This is a genomic window from Roseburia sp. (assembly GCF_041325975.1).
Lineage (GTDB): Bacteria > Bacillota > Clostridia > Lachnospirales > Lachnospiraceae > Roseburia > Roseburia rectibacter.
Genome location: NZ_JBGLEJ010000004.1, coordinates 1,344,975 through 1,361,979, shown reverse-complemented (window position 1 = coordinate 1,361,979; position 17,005 = coordinate 1,344,975). Strand labels below are relative to the sequence as shown.

Genomic DNA, 17,005 nt, shown 5'->3' with positions numbered 1-17,005 from the left:
CTCCTTCAAAAATGGGTATAAAAAAACGCCATAGGTTTTTTGAGCCTACGGCGTTTCTTGCGATATTCACAATTCCAAACTTTCCAGCCACTCGTCAAAAGATTTCTTAGAAACGCGGATCGCATTGCCTATGCGGACGATCCTGAACTCCTCCTGCTTGACGAGCTGATATGCGGTTGTGCGGCCAATGTTGAGCATGGCCGCGATCTGTTCCACGGTGTATGTGCGCGGTTCCGGCAGTGACTTTTTCTCTTTCTTGTCCATAGTAACCTCCATGTATTTGCCTTGTCATTTTGACTAAGGGAGTGAAGAATGGCAGTAGCAATCGGCTTTGGCTGGGTGTCCTCTTGCTAAGAATTTGCTAATAGGACCACCCAACGGACACATAAAACTGCGTCAGAATAGGTGTTTTGCACCATAAAGTTCGTTTACTACAAGTCATTCTGCGTAAGGGATGATATTGGAAGTTACATCCGAACCGTGTATCACATGGTAAGCCATACTCCTAAGCGCTAGTTGTGGGTTCAATTCCCGCCGGGAACATCGATTTTTTGCAACAATGATCGTAAAAATTCATTGTTGCTTTTTTTATTTTATGGGGCTTGCGAGCACCGAAAAAATATAAAAATGAGTAATTGGAGCACCGAAAAGACAAAACGGGCACCGAGAACTAAATCTATCCAAGCACCCAATGGAGATAACTAAAGTGTAGGATAAGATTTAGGTTGTCAATGAATGTAAAAATGGTTTTCTTGCTTGAAGAAAACAGGCCTGACGAAGTATCGCTCAGATTAGATTAAAAATTCTAGTCTGGGCGATTTTTTTCGTTCAGGGAAAAGGAGGAAGTGTCATTGACAGAAAAGACGGATATCAGAGATTTGGATGAAAAAGTAGTTGAAATTGAAATGGAACGTTTAAGAACTTTTACGAATCATCCATTCAAGGTGATCGGTGACAGTCAGATGATTGAACTACAGGACAGTATTAAGAAATATGGAGTTCTTAATCCATTGATCGTCCGGCCAAGGGAAGAAGGTTACTATGAAATCATTTCAGGCCACAGAAGGAAATATGCAGCGGAGCGACTGGGATATAAGAAAATTCCTGTGATTATTCGCATGATGCAGGATGATGAAGCTGTAGTGACTATGGTGGATTCTAATTTACAGAGAGAGCAGATTACACCAAGTGAAAAAGCATATGCCTACAAGATGAAATATGATGCCATTAAAAAGAAAGCAGGCAGAAAGAATTGTGGTCAAGTTGACCACAATACAGGAAAGAGAAGTATTGATGTGATTGGAGAACTTTGTGGAGACAGTGCAAAGCAGGTCCAGCGTTATATCAAAATGACAGAACTGATACCGGCTCTATTAGATGAATTGGATCCCATACCATTGCCGTGGAAATCGGATGAGGTGGATAATAAAAACTATATACAATTACGTAACAATGTGCTAGTATGATTAACAGAAAAAAGAAAGGCACATGAAGTGAAAGGTGAGGAGATGTATAACAGATAATTTGGTTTGAGCAAGACATATATGATTTAAGCCCTGTGGTAAACAGGCTTGTTTTTGTGTACGCTTGAATTAGATTATCGCAAGAGATTTTCCTTTGTTTTCCTTTGTGAGAATATATAAAGGTTTATTTGGCGGGTCTTTTTGTGTATGCAAAAAAGGCTCGTTTTTTACTTTTGCACACGGGCGAAAGGAGGAACCAATATGTTACAGATAAAAAACTTAAATTTAACACATAAAAAGGATTTAAGAGTCATACTTAGTGAATTTAACCTTGTACTAAATAAAGGTGATAAGGCGGTAATCATTGGTGAAGAAGGAAATGGAAAATCAACATTGATGAAGTGGATTTACAATCCATTACTTATTGATAATTATATAGAAGCTGAAGGAGAAAGGTTGGTCGGAAAAGAAATACTCGGTTATCTTCCACAGGAAATATCTGAAGAAGATAAAGAAAAAACTATTTATGAGTTCTTTTCTGCAGAAGAAATGTTTTGGAATAGAACACCGAAAGAGTTATCTGAAATTACCGGAAAATTCGGAATGACAAGTGAATTTTTCTATAGTGACCAGAAAATGGGAAGTCTTTCGGGTGGAGAAAAAGTTAAGGCACACCTAATGAGACTTATTATTCAGGATGTGACTGTGCTTTTGTTGGATGAACCTTCAAATGATATAGATATCAATACGCTGGAAATCCTTGAAAAAATAATAAATGACTGGGAGCACATAGTACTTTTCATTTCTCATGATGAAACTTTGATAGAAAATACAGCGAATATGGTAATTCATATTGAACAGATTGTGCGAAAAACAAAGACCAGATATACAGTCGCAAAAATTCCTTACAGAAAATATTTAGAAGAAAGATTTCATAAATTTGAGAGCCAGGAAAGACAAGCATTAAATGATCGAAAAGAAAAAAAGATTCGTGATGAAAAATACAGAAAAATCATGCAAAGTGTTCAGAACGCATTAGGGAACTGTTCCAGACAGTCACCAGCCGAAGCTAAAAACTTAAAAGATAAAATGCACACAGTTAAGTCTATGGAACGAAGATTTGAAAAGGAAGATGAAAACATGACGGAGATGCCGGAACAGGAGGAGGCTATTTTCTTTAAACTGGGAGACAAAGATTCATCTATTCCGGCAGGAAAAACAGTTATAGAGTATACTCTTGCAAAACTTACGACTAGGGATGAGAAAAGGATTTTGGCTGAAGACATTAACTTGAAAATAAGAGGCTCGGAGAAAATATGTATTATTGGCGCTAATGGAGTTGGAAAAACGACTCTTTTAAGAAAAATAGCGGAAGAACTTTCGCAGAGAGATGATATTAAGGCAGAGTATATGCCGCAAAACTATGAAGAGATACTTGATTTGGATATGACTCCTGTTGATTTTCTTGATAAATCCGGAGACAAGGAAGAAAGAACAAGAATTAGAACATATCTTGGTTCCCTTAAATATACTGCGGATGAAATGGAACATCCTATAAGGGAACTGTCCGGAGGGCAAAAGGCCAAGGTGCTTCTTTTAAGTATGAGTTTGAGCGGAGCAAATGTGCTTATTTTAGATGAACCAACAAGAAATTTTTCGCCCTTATCGGGACCTGTAATCAGAAAAATGCTTAGAGAGTTCCCGGGAGCTATTATCAGTATTTCTCACGATAGAAAGTATATTGATGAGGTATGTGATAAAATATACGAGTTAGATTATAGTGGATTAAGAAATTTGTAATGAATGATTGAACCATTACCAACAGATGAAATACTTGAACAATATCCGGATTACAAGGATTTGTTTCATAAGCCGGATTTTTTATTACTAAGAGTAAAGAAATGAAAATTTGAAGTTGTGGAGGTAAAATATAGATGAATCAAGGTAGAATTATTGTAATCACAGGTGCGCCGGGGACAGGAAAAACTACAACGGCATCTGCTGTTGCAAAAGAATCAGATTTGGAAAAGTCTGTGCATATGCACACAGATGACTTTTATCATTATTTGAGTAAAGGGGCAATACCACCGCATTTGCCAGAATCAAATGAGCAAAATTTGATTGTCATTGAAGCGTTTTTAGAAGCTGCGAAGCGATATGCTCGTGGTGGATATGATGTAATTGTAGATGGCATTGTAGGACCGTGGTTTTTAGAGCCGTGGCTCAACATTGTTCAAGAGCATTATGAAGTACACTATATCGTTTTAAGGGCAAGTAAAGAAGAAACTATGAAGCGAGCTATCGAACGCTCAAAGTTAGACAGAGAAACAAATATTGAATTAGTTGAAACAATGTGGAAGCAATTTTCCAATTTAGGAATCTATGAATTAAATGTTATAGATACAACTACGCATTCAATCAAAGATACTGTTTCAGCAGTAAAAGAAAAAATAGTAAGCGGTACGGCTTTACTATTTTAGACAATTTCAGTTTGGAGAATTGAAAAAATGGAATTTGTGGAGGTGTTGAATGAAAAGTGTATTAATGATTGGACAGTCCAACATGGCTGGACGTGGATTCATAAACGAAGTACCGATGATTTGTAATGAGAGAATCCAGATGTTAAGAAATGGAAAATGGCAAATGATGACAGAACCAATTAACTACGATCGTCCTATATCAGGAGTAAGTCTTGCGGGTTCATTTGCTGCAATGTGGTGCATGGAAAACAAAGAAGAACAAATCGGCTTGATTCCATGTGCGGAAGGTGGCAGTTCCATTGATGACTGGTCTATAGAGAAAATATTATTTAAAAATGCAATTATTCAGGCAAAATTTGCAATGCAAAATAGTAATTTGATTGCTATTCTGTGGCATCAAGGAGAAAATGATAGCTATAATGGTAACTACAAAACGTATTATGAAAAATTACATACAATTTTTGAGGCTTTAAAAAATGAACTTAATTTAGACGATGTACCGTTTATTATTGGAGGACTTGGTGACTATTTAGGAAAGATAGGCTTTGGTTTTAATTGTACAGAGTATGACTTGGTGAATAAAGAATTATTACGATATGCCAATGATCATAATCATGTATATTTTGTAACTGCCCAGGGGTTGTCAGCAAATCCAGATGGCATACATTTAAATGCTGTCTCTCAAAGAAAATTTGGGGTTCGTTATTACTATGCCTACAAAAACAAAAAGAATGTGATAACACCTTTGAAAAACGAAGAAAAATTATTAGAGTCATGTATTAATATTCCATATACTCAGAATGAAATGAAATATTTAGCTATGATGGATTTGACAATGGGAAAATGTAGTTATGAAGAGTTCATAACAAAAATGAAAAATCTCTTACTTTCAATCTGACTAATGGAAATAAAATAAAGAAAAGAATTAGAATTTTACAAAGAAGTGTAATTGTATGAATAAAGCGATTGTTGTAATGAGGATTGCTATTCTTACTTCTTTGGAAAAAGATAAGTAATTGACTGGCAAATTCCAGTTTGCAGAACTAATAGAGAAGTAACATGTAAAACAATAAATATGGTCAAAAAATCATCGACATCCGACCTACAGCACGTTATAATATAGTTAATCTAATAAGAAAACCAAGTGATCATTGTTACGAAGCTGAATCGTAATGGTGGCCAACTGAGTGAACTCGATGGAACGGAATGGTTATATCCTCCGGGTGCTCCGAGCACCGGACGAGCACCGAAAGGTGCTTTACAGAGATGAAAACAGGTTTTCTTATTTTGACAGGGAGTAACAGAATAGTTAGGAAAACCAAGGATTTCCTTGACTTAGGTTGACTAATCATTGTATGTATTTACAGTGGTATCTCGAGCTCCTAAGACTCTATTGTAGGTTCGATTCCTATAGGAGACGCTACATTTTAGCGGTAATGAAGACAAAATCATTGTCGCTTTCTTCATGCAATTTTATCAACTTCGATGGCAAATGATATTGTCAATATTGGTTTACACTTTTTTCACAAGGATGTTCGACTTTATGCTGCCTCTTGTAGTGAAGTATAGTATTGTTGCCGCTTAACCATCGGAGGTAGTCCACCATTAGCAGAGCAGATTCTCCGATTATTCCAATAACTGATAAAATATCTCCAAATAAGAGTTTTTAACTGTTCTACAGTCATTGAGGTGGCGTCGTAGCGTCCATAAAGTAATTCTTCTTTGAATCGTGCCCACATACTTTCACATCTTGCATTGTCATGGCATCTGCCACCGGCACTGTTCATACTTTGAAGAATGCCATATTTATTGATTGCGTTACGGTACAACTCGCTAGTATAATATTCTTTTAATAACTCGACTATATTCAGAACCTGTGCTATAATGTCCTTATAAAGATTTTGGAGGGCATTTGCATGGGCAAAAGAGCATCATCAATCGAACTCAGCAATGAAGAAAGAGAATATCTGGAACGTCAGACTCGTGCCAGAACAATTCAGGCTCAAACAGTTACAAGAGCGCGCATTCTATTATTACGTGCGGATTCCGTATCAATAGATGCGATTGCTGATAAAGTGGGGATCAACCGCTGCAGCGTCATGCTTTGCCTGAAAAAGTTTAAAGAAGGCGGCATTGAAAATGCACTCTTTGATGCCCCTGGTCGTGGCAGGAATGCAGAGATTACAGACGAAGAAAAAGCCTGGATCATTAACATTGCATGCCAGAAGCCAATTGATTTTGGATATGCTGCTGAAACATGGACGTATGCAAAGCTAACCTCACATATCAATAAAACTGCTGAAGCAGCTGGATACACAAGACTATCCACCATTCATAAAAGTACAGTACATACAATTCTTGACGAGGCAGATATAAAGCCACATAAAATAACTTATTATTGTGAGAACAGGGATCCTAATTTTGATTCCAAAATGCATAATGTCCTGCTTGTGTATAAGCAGCTTGAAATGCAGTTTGATGAATCTGGAAAGCTCATTATATCTGAAGATACACCTATACATGTGCTGTCTTATGATGAAAAGCCAGAAATACAGGCTATTTCAACAACATCAGATGATTTAATGCCGAATGAAAAGCATCCGACCATCAATAGAGATTACGAATATAAACGTTTGGGGACTCTTTCATTATTAGCTGCAATTGATCTTCAAACAGGAGAAGCGATTCCTCTTGTAAGAGACAAGTACAGCAGCACGGAATACATTGAATTTTTGAAGCTGTTAGATGATAAGTACCCAAAGGGAGACAAGCTTCGCATCGTACTCGATAACCTTAAAGTTCATACATCAGAGGCGACCAGACAATACCTGGCAACTGTACCGGGAAGATTCGAATTTGTATTCACTCCCAAACATGGATCATGGCTCAATATGGTTGAAAGTTTCTTTAGCAAGATGACTCGTCAGATGCTCAGAGGTATCCGTGTTAAATCTAAGGAGGAACTTACTAATCGTATCTACAGATATTTTGTAGAAATAAACGAAGAGCCGATTGTGTTCCATTGGAAATATAATCTCGATGATATTGATGTATCGGAAGAAATCATTGTTGATACACTGTCTGTCAAAAAGTCGAGTTAATTAAAGGATGAAATACTAGTGCACAGTATAGTACACTAGCAGCAATACATATTATAAATGACGCATATGTTTGCGATAAGTAAGCGGTGTCATGCCATATTCTTTCATAAACAATTTATTAAAATAATTACGGTTGGAGTATCCGAGTGTTTCACAGATATCTCCAACTTTTTTATTTGTTTCTGTTAGCATATCCGCAGCTTTTTTTAACAAAAAAGTCCTTCCATATTCAGAAAGAGTTTTGCCGGTAGAGCGTTTCAAGATTCGTTCTACATAGTCGCTGTTATAACCGGTTAATGTTTCAATTTCTGACCTGGAAAAAATTCCCATTTTATTCTGATAGGCATTTGCTATTTTATAGATGATCTGTTCATCATTTGACAATTTTGCCCAGTGAACTTCTACCTGATGGGTATCATTAAATTCAAGCATTTCGATAAAACGACAGAACAATGCTTTCATCATATGGCTTTTGCCGGAATGATTTCTGGAAATTTCATCCACCATGTGATTAATGATATCAAAGAATTGATCCTGACAGGATGTGTCTAAGAGCTTGAAATCGGTATACACTTTGGCATCATAGAGCGAGTTTTTGTTATTTTCTTCAAAAAAGTGCAGAAACACAGAACCGATCGCATGGGGATTTCCGTTCTGGTCGTAATAATAATTTGCATTGATCACATCGCGCAGATACTCTTCTTTTAGCAGAAAAAGGACAATCTCTGTAGAATGATCCATAATTTCCACATGGTGAATATTTTTGTTGCATAGGCAACATTCACCCGGGTGGTAAGTAATATATTCGTCCTCAATCCGCATCTTTAGTTCTCCAGACAAAACAAAAGTCAGTTCATAAAAGTCGTGAGAGTGAAGCCGTAATCCTCCCATGGACAAAAAATCCTTGTAAGGCATATGTGTATCCACGATACTGCTTTCCGACAATTCCATATATGTAGAGAGATTAGTGGTCGGATTGACATTTTCATAGAGAATAAGATAAGGCATATTGATCTCAAAGTATTGATATAGTGAATTTTCATTATTATGCAGAATCAGATTAGAGTGAGACATGTCATGATGTCTGGAGAGTTCTTTTCTGTAATTTGCATTTGACTGTGTAGGAATCGTTTGAAATAAAGTCTGTTTTGGATACATTTTATTTATATTTGCTCTCTTTTAGATATTTTGGAACTATAAGTTCGATTATATAATACAGGTAACAGCAAAGCAAGAGTAATGTGCATGTGATCATCAAGGGCCCGATGAGCCGTACTCTTTGAAAGGAGAGGAAAATGAATATTTATGTAAATTGCAATGCCTGTAAAGATGGCAATGGAACAAAAGAAAGTCCGTTTCGTTTTATCAACGATGCGGCACAGGTAGCAGCAGCAGGCGATGAGGTATTGGTGGCACCCGGTGTTTATCGAGAATATGTAGATCCCAAAAATGCCGGCACAGAAGATGCACGGATCATCTATAAAAGTGAGGTTCCTTTGGGAGCTGTCATAACGGGAGCGGAAGAAGTCCGCAATTGGAATCACCTTGATGGAAATGTATGGGTATGCAGAATTGATAATGGTGTTTTTGGTGGTTATAACCCATACACAACTCTTGTGAAAGGCGACTGGTATTTTGGCCCTTTTGTAAGGCATACCGGTGCGGTGTATCTGAACGACAGACAATTATATGAAGTACAGAGTCTGGAAGAATGCAGGGAAGGAAAGGTATATATACATTCTTGGGAGCCGGAATGGTCAGTGTATAAATGGTATACAGAGCAGGAAGAAAACGAAACAGTTATCTATGCTAATTTTCAGGGAAAAGATCCACGGGTGGAAAAGGTGGAGATTAATGCACGGCGTAATTGCTTTATGCCGTCTGAAAATCATATCAATTATATTACAGTCAGTGGCTTTGATATCAATAAGGCGGCTACTACCTGGGCACCTCCGGCAGCTTACCAGGATGGTATGATTGGTCCTCACTGGGCAAAGGGCTGGATTATTGAAGACTGCGAGATCAGTAATAGTAAGTGCTGTGGAATATCTCTCGGAAAGTATTATGATGCAGAAAATGACCATTATTTTACAAATCGGCATGTCAAAAGTGCAACACAGATGGAAAGAGATGCCGTCTGCAGAGGGCAGTATCATGGATGGACGAAAGAAAACATAGGAAGTCATATCGTTCGCAGATGTCATATTCACCATTGTGAGCAGACCGGTATTGTTGGGAGAATGGGAGGTGTATTTTCCACTATAGAGGATAATCATATTCATCATATCAATAATATGCAGGAACTTGCAGGAGCAGAGGTAGCAGGTATTAAGTTACATGCAGCAATTGATGTAACAATACGCCGCAATCATTTTCATCATTGCACCATGGGTATCTGGTGTGACTGGGAAGCGCAGGGAACCAGAATCACACAAAATCTGTTCCATGATAATAACGCACCTTCTGAGGATATTCCGCTTGTACCGGGAGGAATGGGAAGCTGTGATATCTTTGTGGAAGTAAGTCACGGTCCGACACTTATAGATCATAATATCTGCCTGTCCAAACTTTCTATGAAGATCGCATCGCAGGGTGTAGCAGTTGTGCATAATCTTTGCCTTGGACCGATGAGTTCTATTGGAAGTGGTTCTGACATGCCTTTAAAGAATGGAACTATGGCACCAAGATATACTCCGTATCATATTGCACACAGGACAGAGGTAGCGGGTATGATGACTTTCCTGCATGGAGATGACAGGATATATAATAATATATTTATCCAGAATTGGCCGGTAAAACCAGAAGAAATCAAAGAAGATATGGGATTTATCATGGTGGATAATCAGGTGCAGGGTACAAGTGTATTTGATGATTTTCCTACTTATGAAGAGTGGATTAAAGCATTTGAACTGGACAATCCGGAACCAAACATGTTTGTTATGCAGGACTATCATTTTGGTAAGCTGCCGGTATGGATCAATGGAAATGCGTATTTTAATGGTGCCACAGCATGGAAGAATGAAACGGATCATTTTGTGAATACAGCAGATAAAGTGTATGTCAATCTGGTGGAAAAGGACGGACGGTATACATTGGAAACAAATGTATATGAGATACTTGGTGATTATACGACATCTATCATAGATAGTGATGTATTGGGGGAGGCTTTTGAGCCGGAGGAAAGATTTGAAAATCCTGACGGCAGTACGATTACCTTTGACCGGGATTATTTTGGTAATCACAGAAGCTTAACAGCAGTACCGGGACCTTTTGCTGCAAAAGAAGCAGCGGTCTGGAGTTTACGATAGATTAGGATATAGAGGGGGATTTACGATGGAAGAAAAAAAATATTTAAAATTTTACAATAAAGCAGGATATGGCGGGGGCGATTTTGCTGCCAATATGGTATATGGATTGATTTCCAGCTTTGTTATGATTTATCTGACAAATACAATTGGAATGGATGCAGGTATTATAGGTACATTAATATTGTTGTCCAAGCTGCTAGATGGTGTTACAGATATTTTGTTTGGCAGTCTGATTGACAGAACACATTCTAAATTTGGTAAGGCAAGACCGTGGATGTTCTGGTCCTATTTTGGTAATGCAATTGCGCTTATTGCATTGTTTTCTATTCCTATGAACATGAGTTCCAAGCTGCAATATGCGTATTTCTTTATAGCATATACATTACTGAATGCTATTTTTTATACAGCAAATAATATAGCATATTCTGCACTCACATCGTTAATTACAAAAAACAGCCAGGAACGTGTGCAGATGGGAACTTTCCGTTTTATTGGTTCTACACTGGGGAATCTTCTGGTTTCCAATTATACATTAGTTCTGGTAGAGAAATTTGGTGGTGGTAATGCAGGCTGGAGAACAACGGCAATCATTTTTGCATTAATTGGACTTGTTGTTAACACAATTTCTGTATTATCTGTAAAGGAACTTCCGGAAGAAGAACTGAATGAAACATACAGGGAAGCGAAAAAAGAGGGTATAGAAAAAAAAGAAATTGGCTTGATTGAGACTTTAAAAACTCTTGTATCCAATAAATATTTTAATATGCTGACGATGATCTATCTGCTCTTTTATCTGATGACAGGTGTATCTATGGGAGCAGCCATTTATTACTTTACATACAATTGTGGAAATGCCGGATATTTTGGAAATATGGTAACTGTATTTTCGGCAGCCAATGTGATCGGTCTGATCGCAGCACCTGTACTTGTAAAGAAACTGAAAAATATTCGTCTTTTAAATCTGGGGTGTTTTGCTTTAAATGTGATAGTACGCGCTATTTATATGATCTTCGTTATGCAGGCAAATGCATCTGTGGTAGTATGGATGTATGGGCTGGTTGCTCTTACATGCTGCACACTGGGTGGTACTTTCAATGCACTCGTATCTGAGGCATCTGATTATACTTATTTAAACACCGGAAAAAGAATGGATGGTTCTATGTATTCCTGCACATCATTTGGCATGAAGGTAGGAAATGGACTGGGTTCAGCAATCAGCGGCTGGTTACTCGCAGCGTCTCATTATGATGCAACGGCAGCAGTACAGAGTGCATCCTGCACCAATATGTTAGCATTTATGTTTGCCGGTATTCCGTTAATCATTACAGTAGTTATCGTATTTCTTTATTATAAACTTGATGTAGAAAAAGTAAATCAGAAATTAAGAAGTGAAAAATAAGAGAAGGATAATAAAAAAGAGCGGTATTGTATGGATTCATCTATACGGTATCGCTCTTTTTATGCTAAAATATTATAATAAAGGCAGGTGGTATTCGTGCGGGCAGAAGAAGTGATACAGGAAGTAGCAAAATTATGTAATAGTTTTCATGCAAAAGAAGTGATTTTGTATGGTTCAAGGGCAAAAGGAACGGCAAGGGAACGCAGTGACATTGATATAGCGGTGTCCGGAATAGAAGATTTTGAAGCACTGATAGAAAAAGTAGAAGATCTGCCAACACTTTACAGTGTGGATCTTGTGAATATGGATACATGTAAAAATCAATTGTTGTTGGAGGATATCAGACAATATGGACGAAAAATTTAACAGACGATTTCTATCATTTTGCAATTCCCTGGATGCATTAGCGGAAGCAAGACAGAGAGATCTCACGGATTCATTCGTGCTTAGTGGTACAAGTGCCAAATTTAGCATTACATTCGATCTGTCATGGAAAGTTATGAAAGATATACTGGTGCAGTACTATGCAATTACCGGATTTGTAGCTGGTTCGCCGAGGGAAGTACTTAGAGAATCCTATAAGGCAAACTTAATTTCAGATGAAGCGTGGATGAATATGCTTAAGGTGAGAAATGAACTGGCACATGACTATGATTGTGAGATCGTAAAAGAACATTGCAATACGATCGTGGAAAAATATATTGATCTTTTTTATGAATTTGAAAATACGGTAAAACAATTGCTGGGATGAAAATGACTCGGCAGAAAAACATACCGGAACAGATGGAATATTTATGATAAGAAAGAGGCGTAAAAAATGCAGATTTCGAGCAGATTTACAATGGCAATACACATGTTTGCCTGTATAGATACATTTACAGACAGGAAGATGACAAGTGATTTTATGGCAGCCAGCATTGGCACAAATCCGGTCATTGTACGAAAACTCTTACAACAGTTAAAGGCTGCAGGATTAATTGAAGTTTCAAGGGGAACCGGTGGTGTCACGGTTACGAAACCATTAGATGAGATCACATTTCTTGATGTATATAAGGCGGTGGAATGTACTCCGGATGAACAACTGTTTCACTTTCATGAGAATCCGAACCAGAAATGTCCTGTTGGGAAAAATATCCACCATGTGCTGGATGACCGGTTAAATCAGGTTCAGAAAGCAATGGAAGATAAACTGGCAACGATGACACTTGCAGATGTGAAAAATGATGTTGCTTTGTGCATAGAAAAATAGCAGTAAAACGATGTCAGATCAGACAAATTGGGGATGAAGTATTGAAAAATATGGGCAAAAACTCATCACTAGATATTCTTGGCGTGACAAGTAAGAGAGATTTAAATGCATCCATAGATGCATGGTATATCATTTTTATCGTCTGTGGAACCTTAGTGGTACTTATGGTGATAGATGGAATATATCTGATCAGCATGAATCATCGTCTGCGTGAGGCAGCACGGCTTTCTGAGCAGGCAAGCAGGGCTAAAACGCAATTTTTCTCAGCAATGTCGCATGATATCCGGAAACCCGATTTTTGTGGAAAGGATACTGCATAATCTTGCGGATAATGCGATAAAGTTTAACCGGTCTGGCGGAAGTGTAATACGAAGGCACAGGTCTGGGACTTGCAATAGCCAAACAGCTCGTTGATAAGCTAAATGGAACGATAGAAATGAATAGCAAAAAGGGCATAGGCACTACATGCGTTGTAAAACTGCCGTTTAAGATCAGCAGGGAAACAGAGATAAGAAGACCGGCAGAAAAAGAGAATATCTCTGTTGCAGGTCTGCGTGCGCTGGTAGTAGAAGATAATGAACTGAATATGGACATTATGATGCCGCGTTTAAATGGTCTGGATGCAACAAGAAAAATCCGGTCATTGAAAAGATCTGATGCCCAGAAAATACCTGTAATAGCGATGTCTGCAAATGCATTCGCAGATGATATTATAAACAGCAGGATTTCCGGTATGAACCTTCATCTGTCAAAGCCTTTGGATGAAGAAAAAATTGTGAGTGCGATCAAAGAGTGTATAGTCAGCAGAAAAATAGAAATTCCCAGCGTATAGAAATTATTAAAATAATGGAGACGCCGCATAAATATTTTACAAAGGCTGTTTTCAGGGTTGGTTTATTGTGGTAAAATTGAACTGTAAATCTATGCATGATAGTGCAAAAAGCGGGAGGTTCTGTTATGGCTAAAGACGACTCATTAAAGAAACCAAAGAAAAAAGATTTTAATCGTATGATGATTTTCATATCGGCAATGCTGATATCATTTTTATGGATTGTTTTATTTTTATTTGTAAAAAAATCATCGGAACTGGTAGTAGCAGTTATTATTTCGGTACTTATTTTAGTGTGGGTTGCTTTGCTTGTTAAGTATATCTACGATATGAAAAATACAGAAAAATCCCATTTTGATGAACAGATAGAAGAAGTATTGCGTACAGGAAAAGCAAACTATCTGATGCAGAAAAAACTTATAGAAAAAATAGAAAATATTAGGGAAAAAGTTGCTGTTCCGGCGGACGAGATCATTACTGCCCAGAAAGCGATCGCGAAACTGACACTTGCGCGTAATAAAGAAAATACAGATGCTCTCATGCATTCCAATGAGCAGGTGATTGAAAAAACACTGGAAGTAGAAGAAAAACTTTCAGAAAACAATCAGCAGATCATAGATATGCAGAAGAGCATGATGGATGAAAAAATACAGGAGCTGATGGAAAAACAGAAATTAGTTCTGGATAACCTGAATACTATAAAAGAGACATTAGAAAGTGATATGCAGAATGTCCTTTCAGAAATGATCCATGATACATTGGAAAAAGAACTTTCAGCTGCCATAGAACAGATACATACCTATGTAAAGGAAGCTGCAAGCCAGGCTGCAGATTCGATCAAAGCAGACCTCGCTGCAGAGAATCCTGTGATGACGGCTTCCGCAGAAACCACGGAGAAATTACCGGATTTAGGAATGTCAGCAGTGGATGATGAGTTGCCGGATTTAGGAATGTCAGCAGCAGATGGGGAGCTGCCGGATTTAGGAATGTCAGCAGCAGATGAGAAGTTGCCGGATCTGGGAATGTCAGCAGCAGATGAGAAGCTGCCGGATCTGGGAATGTCAGCAGCAGATGAGGAATTGCCGGATTTAGGAATGTCAGCAGTGGATGAGGAGCTTCCAGATCTGGGAATGTCAGCAGTAGATGAGGAATTGCCAGATTTAGGAATGTCAGCAGTGGATGAGGAGCTGCAGGATCTGGGAATGTCAGCAGTAGATGAGGAATTGCCAGATTTAGGAATGTCAGCAGTGGATGAGGAGCTTCCAGATCTGGGAATGTCAGCGATTGGTGAAGAATTGCCGGATTTAGGAATATCAGCAGTAGATGATGATTTGTCAGATATGGAACTGCCGACATTAGGGGATGAATTATCTGATAGTGGTGATTTGAATGACGAACCGGTAGTTGCGGATGAGACCACAATAAATCCGGACGAACCGATAATTACGGATGTGCCTGCAATAGACCCGGACGAACCGGTAATTACGGATGAGACTACAATAGATCCGGATGAGCCGGTCTTTACAGAGGACGCAACGGATGCAGATACGGTAACTTTGACAGAAGAAATACCGGTTTCCCCGGACGAATCAGTGATCGAAGAGGTAAAGATCCCGGAAGAGGAAACGATCACAGAAGAAATACCGATTTCTGCAGATGAGTCAGTGATCGAAGAGGTTCCAAAGCAGGAGGCAGCAGCTTCCATGCCGGATATGGGAAATCCGAATAAGATCATGACGCCGGATGAAATCGCTGCATTGATCGCAAATTTATAAAGCTGTAGTAAAAAAATTTATAGTAAGCAAAGTGTATCTGATGATGCACATAAAAAGAGCTGAGGCACTGCTGATTTTAATCAGCCGGTGCCTCAGCTCTTTTCTCATTCATAGAACATTGTCCTATGAATGGCAGTCTGTAACAATATGCCTGGCACGGTAGGTACACTGGTTAATCGAGTTCTGCGGTGATGCGTACGATCTCTTTGATCACAGCTACAGCAGTTTCCATTCCCTCGACACTGATGTGCTCGAATGGGCCGTGGAAACCGTAACCGCCGGTACCGAGATTTGGACATGGAAGTCCCATAAAACTTAAGCGTGCGCCGTCAGTACCGCCACGTACCGGACGTGAAACCGGCTCAAGTCCGACGGAAGAAATGGCTTTCCTTGCGATATCCACAACATAGGTATTTTTTTCGATGATTTCCAACATATTTGCATAGGAATTATGGATAGTCAGTGTAACAGTTCCGGCACCATATTTGGTATTCATGGCATCAGCGATTTCCTGCATTTTTTTCTGACGTGTTTCAAACATATTTTTGTCATGGTCACGGATAATGTAGGAAAGGGTAGCTGTGGCAACATCACCGGAAATATCTGTCAGATGGTAAAAACCTTCTCTGCCTTCTGTGTGGGCTGGTGTTTCCATCGGAGGCAGCAGGGACTGGATCTCGCATGCAACGAGAGCAGCATTGACCATGATATCTTTTGCTTCTCCAGGGTGAACATTCACACCTTTCACAGAAAAGACAGCGCTTGCAGCATTAAAGTTTTCATAGGCGACTTCACCTTCATAATCTCCATCTACCGTATAAGCAAAATCTGCTTTAAAATAATCAAGATCGAACAGATCTGCACCGCGTCCGACTTCCTCGTCCGGTGTAAAGCCGATCCAGATATCGCCGTGTGGAATATCAGAGGAGATGAGCTGTTCGACAGCGGTCATGATTTCCGCAACTCCGGCTTTATCGTCTGCACCAAGCAGAGTTGTACCGTCTGTTGTGATCAGGGTTTTTCCTTTTAAAGTCTTTAATTCGGGAAAATCAGAAGTTTTTAAGATATCACCGGTACCTTTTAAAACAACATCCTTGCCGTCATAATCCGGAATAATCTGAGGTTTAACGTTCTCGCCGGAAAAATCCGGTGCCGTATCCATATGGGAAATAAATCCGACAGCTTTTTTGGTTTCGTATCCCGGAGTAGCAGGAATCAGACCGTAGATGTAACAGTGGTCTGTCAGTGTTACTTTCTGTAAACCGAGACCCAGAAGTTCTTTTTCCAATTCTTTTGCCAGGGTAAACTGCCTGTCTGTGGAAGGAATCGTATCGGAGTCTTCACAGGAAGTAGTAAAGCAGGAAACATATTTTAATAGTCTTTCATCAACACGCATGATAA

The 17,005-nt window shown here is 38.8% G+C and carries 16 protein-coding genes and 1 pseudogene; 13 read left to right on the top strand and 4 right to left on the bottom strand.

Annotation, left to right across the window (positions count from 1 at the left end):
• Nucleotides 1-66: 66 nt before the first annotated feature.
• A complete protein-coding gene (locus tag ACDD58_RS09890) occupies nucleotides 67-264 on the bottom strand; it encodes a helix-turn-helix domain-containing protein (protein ID WP_114000934.1) in 198 nt (65 codons plus the stop codon).
• Between the two features lie 587 nt (nucleotides 265-851).
• Between ACDD58_RS09890 and ACDD58_RS09885 the strand changes: the two genes are divergently transcribed.
• The 4 genes from ACDD58_RS09885 to ACDD58_RS09870 all read left to right on the top strand — a co-directional run bounded on the left by ACDD58_RS09885 (nucleotide 852) and on the right by ACDD58_RS09870 (nucleotide 4,841).
• Nucleotides 852-1,466, top strand: coding sequence for a ParB/RepB/Spo0J family partition protein (locus ACDD58_RS09885; RefSeq protein ID WP_370777234.1), 615 nt, complete (start codon nucleotides 852-854; stop codon nucleotides 1,464-1,466).
• Nucleotides 1,467-1,724: 258 nt separating this feature from the next.
• Nucleotides 1,725-3,263 carry an ATP-binding cassette domain-containing protein gene (locus ACDD58_RS09880; RefSeq protein WP_370777232.1) on the top strand — a complete coding sequence of 513 codons (1,539 nt, stop codon included), beginning with the start codon at nucleotides 1,725-1,727 and terminating at the stop codon, nucleotides 3,261-3,263.
• 134 nt (nucleotides 3,264-3,397) lie between these two features.
• Complete coding sequence (locus ACDD58_RS09875) at nucleotides 3,398-3,943, top strand: AAA family ATPase (RefSeq protein WP_039121379.1); 546 nt, start codon at nucleotides 3,398-3,400, stop codon at nucleotides 3,941-3,943.
• 49 nt (nucleotides 3,944-3,992) lie between these two features.
• Nucleotides 3,993-4,841 (top strand): sialate O-acetylesterase, encoded by an 849-nt coding sequence (locus tag ACDD58_RS09870; RefSeq protein ID WP_370777230.1) that lies wholly within the window; start codon nucleotides 3,993-3,995, stop codon nucleotides 4,839-4,841.
• 643 nt (nucleotides 4,842-5,484) lie between these two features.
• Here ACDD58_RS09870 and ACDD58_RS09865 read toward each other — a convergent pair.
• Nucleotides 5,485-5,784, bottom strand: a pseudogene (locus tag ACDD58_RS09865) (integrase core domain-containing protein); the annotation flags it as partial.
• A 75-nt stretch (nucleotides 5,785-5,859) separates the two neighbouring features.
• Here ACDD58_RS09865 and ACDD58_RS09860 point away from each other — a divergent pair.
• Nucleotides 5,860-7,044, top strand: a complete 1,185-nt coding sequence (locus ACDD58_RS09860) for an IS630 family transposase (protein ID WP_370777228.1) — start codon at nucleotides 5,860-5,862, stop codon at nucleotides 7,042-7,044.
• A gap of 51 nt (nucleotides 7,045-7,095) precedes the next feature.
• On the opposite strand, the gene ACDD58_RS09855 is transcribed toward ACDD58_RS09860, so the two are convergent.
• Nucleotides 7,096-8,052, bottom strand: a complete 957-nt coding sequence (locus ACDD58_RS09855) for a helix-turn-helix domain-containing protein (RefSeq protein WP_370777226.1) — start codon at nucleotides 8,050-8,052, stop codon at nucleotides 7,096-7,098.
• Nucleotides 8,053-8,339: 287 nt separating this feature from the next.
• Here ACDD58_RS09855 and ACDD58_RS09850 point away from each other — a divergent pair, with 287 nt between their 5' ends.
• The 8 genes from ACDD58_RS09850 to ACDD58_RS09815 all read left to right on the top strand — a co-directional run bounded on the left by ACDD58_RS09850 (nucleotide 8,340) and on the right by ACDD58_RS09815 (nucleotide 15,604).
• Nucleotides 8,340-10,352 carry a right-handed parallel beta-helix repeat-containing protein gene (locus ACDD58_RS09850; RefSeq protein ID WP_186900528.1) on the top strand — a complete coding sequence of 671 codons (2,013 nt, stop codon included), beginning with the start codon at nucleotides 8,340-8,342 and terminating at the stop codon, nucleotides 10,350-10,352.
• 25 nt (nucleotides 10,353-10,377) lie between these two features.
• Nucleotides 10,378-11,751: an MFS transporter gene (locus ACDD58_RS09845; RefSeq protein ID WP_186900527.1), complete on the top strand. Its 1,374-nt coding sequence runs from the start codon at nucleotides 10,378-10,380 to the stop codon at nucleotides 11,749-11,751.
• A 96-nt stretch (nucleotides 11,752-11,847) separates the two neighbouring features.
• Entirely contained in the window at nucleotides 11,848-12,117 is a 270-nt protein-coding gene (locus ACDD58_RS09840) for a nucleotidyltransferase family protein (protein WP_117920570.1), read from the top strand.
• Nucleotides 12,101-12,502 carry an HI0074 family nucleotidyltransferase substrate-binding subunit gene (locus ACDD58_RS09835; RefSeq protein WP_117920569.1) on the top strand — a complete coding sequence of 134 codons (402 nt, stop codon included), beginning with the start codon at nucleotides 12,101-12,103 and terminating at the stop codon, nucleotides 12,500-12,502. Before ACDD58_RS09840 ends, ACDD58_RS09835 begins: the two co-directional genes overlap by 17 nt.
• A gap of 66 nt (nucleotides 12,503-12,568) precedes the next feature.
• Nucleotides 12,569-13,000: an Rrf2 family transcriptional regulator gene (locus tag ACDD58_RS09830; RefSeq protein WP_370777223.1), complete on the top strand. Its 432-nt coding sequence runs from the start codon at nucleotides 12,569-12,571 to the stop codon at nucleotides 12,998-13,000.
• Nucleotides 12,985-13,320, top strand: coding sequence for a hypothetical protein (locus tag ACDD58_RS09825; protein WP_370777221.1), 336 nt, complete (start codon nucleotides 12,985-12,987; stop codon nucleotides 13,318-13,320). Before ACDD58_RS09830 ends, ACDD58_RS09825 begins: the two co-directional genes overlap by 16 nt.
• Nucleotides 13,321-13,382: 62 nt before the next feature.
• On the top strand, nucleotides 13,383-13,832 hold the full coding sequence (locus tag ACDD58_RS09820; protein ID WP_370777483.1) for a response regulator: 450 nt from the start codon (nucleotides 13,383-13,385) through the stop codon (nucleotides 13,830-13,832).
• A 125-nt stretch (nucleotides 13,833-13,957) separates the two neighbouring features.
• On the top strand, nucleotides 13,958-15,604 hold the full coding sequence (locus tag ACDD58_RS09815) for a hypothetical protein (RefSeq protein ID WP_370777219.1): 1,647 nt from the start codon (nucleotides 13,958-13,960) through the stop codon (nucleotides 15,602-15,604).
• Between the two features lie 172 nt (nucleotides 15,605-15,776).
• Here the strand turns inward: ACDD58_RS09815 and pepT are convergent, their stop codons facing one another.
• Nucleotides 15,777-17,000, bottom strand: a complete 1,224-nt coding sequence (pepT, locus tag ACDD58_RS09810) for a peptidase T (protein ID WP_370777217.1) — start codon at nucleotides 16,998-17,000, stop codon at nucleotides 15,777-15,779.
• Nucleotides 17,001-17,005 lie beyond the last annotated feature (5 nt).